This is a genomic window from Mycobacterium attenuatum, from assembly GCF_900566085.1.
Lineage (GTDB): Bacteria > Actinomycetota > Actinomycetes > Mycobacteriales > Mycobacteriaceae > Mycobacterium > Mycobacterium attenuatum.
Map to the genome: position 1 here is coordinate 1 of NZ_UPHT01000167.1, position 4,694 is coordinate 4,694.

The following is a 4,694-nucleotide window of genomic DNA, read 5'->3' on the forward strand; positions in this document are numbered from 1 at the left end:
CGAATCCACACCACCAGCCGAGCCTACCGACACAAATTAGTGCCTAACGAGTGCACTAAGCCGAACCATCACCCCAGCTCAGCGCATTGCAACCTTCAGAAAATGTCCAAAGTGACCCAACTCAGGTCAAACGTGACCGCCCGAGTCGAACGGATCAACCCGGCCGATCCGACTCGGCAGATCAACACCATCCAGATGCAGCTACCGTCAAGGATCAACAAACCAGCAACGCAGCAAGGCCCCAGGGTGTGCGACTACCCGGCCTGCACACCCGGAACGTCGTCCTCGGCGCCCCCTGCGACAGCACCACCTACTACGTCTTCGGAACCGCCGACTACTACGTCTCGTTCGCCACCGAGCCGGGGCGGCTGATGTTCTGCGGTTCGCCGCGGCGATACGAACCCAGATGGTCCCGAACACCCCCGATGGCCGGAATCAAGGACGAAAACTCCGACTGCACCAGCTACCCGGAGTACTACGTCGCCCAGGCGCCCGACGGCCTGTTCCTGGTCTGCGTGGCGACACCTAAACCCAGAGGGGTTTCGCGGTAGAAGGTGCGCCGCTGTACCGGCGTGGGCAACTGCAGTTCGGCTGGGGTCGTTACCGCGACCGAGGATTGCCGGAGTTGCCGGAGTGTCGTCACCCAACCTCGTACTGCCCTCAATCGGCTTCAGGTTCAATGACCATTTTGTTCGGATTGATTCGCTCGACCTTTCCAGAGGGAGGGGAAGGCGAAGGATCTGTCGTTCCGACGGCATTCGGCGGAGAGCTAAAGAGTCTACCCGATGGCACTCGACCCGCCGCCGGCAGATCGGATCTCGTAAGCGCCTCGATTTGGGCGGTGACCCGCCGACTGATTCGAGGATGCTCCTGAAGAATTCGCAGGAAGGTTTCTTTGTCCAGCATCGCAAGTTCACATTCGCGTATTGTCCGCACAGTCACGGCCCGACGCTCATCATAAATCAAACTTCGTCCGCCGATAAAGCTGCCTTTCTCCATGATGAACAGGCTTTGCCATCCGTTGTTAGATTCGACAGCGCCATCGATCACGAAGAAGACTTCACGCCCTACCTCTCCCTCTTTCATGACAGTCACGCCGCTTGGATAGCGCTGCGTGCGCAGTGACAGTGCCACCTGATGCTGAAATTGAGCATCCGTACCAGCAAATAGTGGGATGGAATTCAATAAACTATTCCGCAGGTTGTATCCGTCAATATGAGTTCCTTGGATCGTGATGGCAGGCTTACGGTCCTGACGCCCATAGAGCAGAACACATAACAACAAATTCGCCGAGATCAGCGCCAGGGGGAGATAGTCAAGGATGCGTTCAACGGCGAATCCCGTATTCCACCCCCACACGGCGGTTAGGGCTACCAGGAGCGTTGCAGCGAGTGCGACGGCATAGGAGTTTCGGTATCCTTCCCGCCGCCACCCGGTGCGTTCCTCTGAGCCCTTAACAGCGCTTTGCCGGCTTTGCATGATTTCGACAAGAAAACCGAAGAAGGTCCGTAGCTCGACCGACAAGACGAATGTGTTGATCAGAAACACGCCGGCGAATAAGTCAAATGCCTTCTTTGCTCGGGATATCCTCAGCGCGTTTGTGTAGCGTCGGCGTACTGTCCATGCGGAAATCAGAGGAGGGGCAACAATCATCACAAGCGCCAAGGCTCCCGCGAGGAAGGATGGAAACACCAAATACCATAGAATACTGATCGGGAAAAAGAGCGGGATGAGCGCATAAGAGCTCACTAAAGTCAATAGGTCGATACGCGCAAGGGGTGATAGTCCTTGAGGGGCCAATATCTGACGGCAGTTTTTGAATAGAATCTGCAAGCCGCCGTAAGTCCGTTGCATCCATATGCTTTCTAGTGCACCAAGTGAGCTAGGGACCCATTCACCCGTCGGCGAGTCCAGGTAGCGAATCGTGTAACCATGAGCGTAAGCGCTGATCGATTTCAGCAGATCCTCAGCCGCAGGGGCGGTTCCGCAGTAAGGCTCAAGCCATGGACCGTTGATGTCGAGCAGCGTCCGTCGCCACATTGCGTTGTGGCCCTGAAACGCGGCGAAGCCGCCGTTGGCACGGATCAATTGTTCAATGCGCAAAGCGCTCTGGGCTACTGCAACCGGTCCCGTTAGGCGATTGAAGTGGTCATTGGTAGCGACCGTGTGGAACTGCAATACGCCAAGGCGATCATCTTGTTCGAACTCGTTGACCGCGCGTGCTAGAAAATTATTGTGTGTGGAGATTGACGAAGCGGCTTGGAGAAAAACGGTATATTGAGCGGCCTCGACCAAAGTTTGCACAAGATTGATGCGGTCCGGCTTCGGCCCGCTCTGCCAACGATTGTGGTGGAATAATACGCGAATGTTGTCGTCTTTCTCCGCATGCGATTCGACGTACTGCTTCCAGAGGTTGAAATCCTTGCTGGCTGTATCCAGTGAATCGTCGACGACGATGATTTCACGGGGACCGTGATAGGGGGTCAAGTACGCACAGTCAAACGTCATCTTTGCCACTTCAAATATTTCATGGCGGGAGGTGATTATGATAGCCACGCCCGGGCCGCCTTGGGAATGCCCAGAATGCCCTGGTGCCAGGGGCGCCTGGCGTGCCCACTCTTTATGAAAGAGCATCGCCTTAGTGAAAAGTGCCGGCTTGTAGATAATCACATAAACCGGCGCGATGGAAACACTTACCAGTATCCAACCCGACACGGCGTGGTTGCTTTGCAGCAGGATGGCTAAGCACGAAAGTGTCAGAATCACTGCAACCACTAGAAACCACGGATCGACGATTCGCGTCATCCGGTCAGCGTTGTTACTCAATGATCATCTCCAAGATTATCAGGGCCCAGCCGCATCCCAGCCGGTTTCGAGTGGGGAATTTAGCCATAGTAGCCGAACCTGCAATGCGCTGTGTCAACTTTGAGTCATACACTCCGAATCGAGATGTTTCTAAGCCCGAGAGAGAGTGCGTAGAGACCGAGGCTGAGTAACAACAATACGGCTGCTACTACGTGCTACCGCCGCCGTAGTTTGTGTTGAATTTGCAGCGTGTCGGCGCTGGCAGAGCCCGTGGCCGGGGGCATTGTTCGGGCTTTGAATACATTTGAATAGATCGCGGGCCCCAACGGGGCACTGTGTAGGCCCTGACCGGCGGTGCGTGCAGTTTTCGGCGGTGATCGACGCTGATCGCGCTACATTCTACCTTCCATGAATCGTTGCAGCCTATCGGTGCGCTGATGTTGACCCGCTTCGGGGTTGGATCGCTTAGCTAATGGTCGCGCCCGTAAGTTCGTCGGGATGGCGTGCCCTGCTGTTGCTGATGTGGCTAAGGCCCGCCCAACGTGCACTCACGGTGGGTTTCCAGCCTTGAAGTCAAGTGTTCAGTGCGACATCGGTGGTTGAGGCGGCGTGGTTGAGTAGCGCGGCGAGGCGCTGGGCGGGTGTGTCGAGGCCCAGGGTGGGTCGGGATCGTTGGTTGAGGGTCCTAGACCAAGACCGAGACCCCCGCCGCGCGCCTCATCGACCGGGCAGCATTGCAAGCGTCAATCAACCGATTGGCCAAGACGAAGGTCACGCAAGCTCGCCACGCGCTCACTATGCGTCAGGCACCAGCTACCGCTTCGCGCTCACATTTACATGAGGCACCTCGATCATGAGCTACCACCGAGCCGCGCCCGCAGCGGTGCCGGGCAAACCCATGCCCGGCAACCTCGGCTGCCGGGCATGGTGACCGGCGGCGCCGGCCGCCCCGCGGCACCCGCCGGCGCAGCGGTCGTTTCAGAAAGCGCCACCAACCCGTTCAATCCGCCAAGCCGGCATCGAGGAACGGCATACGATGCGTTCACGTCGGACGTGCCGGCTACCAGGGCCGTCATGAAACCGGGGAAGGATGTCTGATGTCATTTGTCATCGCGGCGCCGGATACAGTTGCGGCGGCGGCATCGGATCTGGCGACCATCGGCTCGACGATCGGCGCCGCCACCGCGGCCGCGGCCACGCCGACCACCAACCTGTTGGCCGCAGCCGAGGACGAGGTGTCGGCGGCCATTGCAGCATTTTTCGGCGCCCACGCCCAGCGCTATCAAACCCTCAGCGCCCAAGCCCAGGCTTTTCATCAGCAATTCGTCCAGGCCCTCGGCATGGGCGCGGCGTCCTATGCCAGCACCGAGGCCGCCAACGTGTCGCCGCTGCAACAGCTGCTCAACGCGATCAATGCGCCGGTGCAGAACCTCACCGGACGGCCGCTGATCGGCAACGGCGCCAACGGAGCGCCGGGCACCGGTCAAAGCGGCGGTGACGCCGGGTGGCTGATCGGCAACGGCGGAGCCGGCGGATCCGGCGGAATGTCCGGCAGCGGTACCGGATTGCCCGGCGGCAACGGCGGGGCCGGCGGGCTGCTGTTCGGCACCGGCGGCGCCGGCGGGGCAGGCGGCTTTTCGTCAACCAACGTTGACGGCGGCGCCGGCGGAACGGGCGGGGTCGGCGGGCTGTTCTTCGGTACCGGCGGCGCCGGCGGTGCGGGCGGCTTCGGTGCGGGTACCGGCGGTATCGGCGGCCAGGGCGGATTGCTGTTCGGCAATGGCGGCGCCGGCGGCACCGGCGGGTTGGGTGACACCGGCGGTACCGGCGGCGTCGGGGGAACTGGCGGGCTGTTCGCTACCGGCGGGGCCGGCGGCGCCGGTACCGCC

The 4,694-nt window shown here is 59.9% G+C and carries 2 protein-coding genes and 1 pseudogene; 2 read left to right on the forward strand and 1 reads right to left on the reverse strand.

The window, feature by feature from the left end; translation table 11 throughout:
• Nucleotides 1-195 precede the first annotated feature (195 nt).
• A pseudogene (locus tag EET13_RS26470) lies at nucleotides 196-551 on the forward strand (hypothetical protein).
• A gap of 109 nt (nucleotides 552-660) precedes the next feature.
• Here the strand turns inward: EET13_RS26470 and EET13_RS26475 are convergent.
• On the reverse strand, nucleotides 661-2,805 hold the full coding sequence (locus EET13_RS26475; RefSeq protein WP_122445029.1) for a cyclic nucleotide-binding domain-containing protein: 2,145 nt from the start codon (nucleotides 2,803-2,805) through the stop codon (nucleotides 661-663).
• A 1,097-nt stretch (nucleotides 2,806-3,902) separates the two neighbouring features.
• Between EET13_RS26475 and EET13_RS26480 the strand changes: the two genes are divergently transcribed.
• On the forward strand, nucleotides 3,903-4,694 hold a 792-nt coding region (locus EET13_RS26480), incomplete at its 3' end, for a PE family protein (RefSeq protein WP_136623262.1).

Bases quoted from the DNA above. Each gene is read 5' to 3' on its own strand.
- EET13_RS26475 (WP_122445029.1), bottom strand. From the start codon at position 2,805: ATGACGCGAATCGTCGATCCGTGGTTTCTAGTGGTTGCAGTGATTCTG.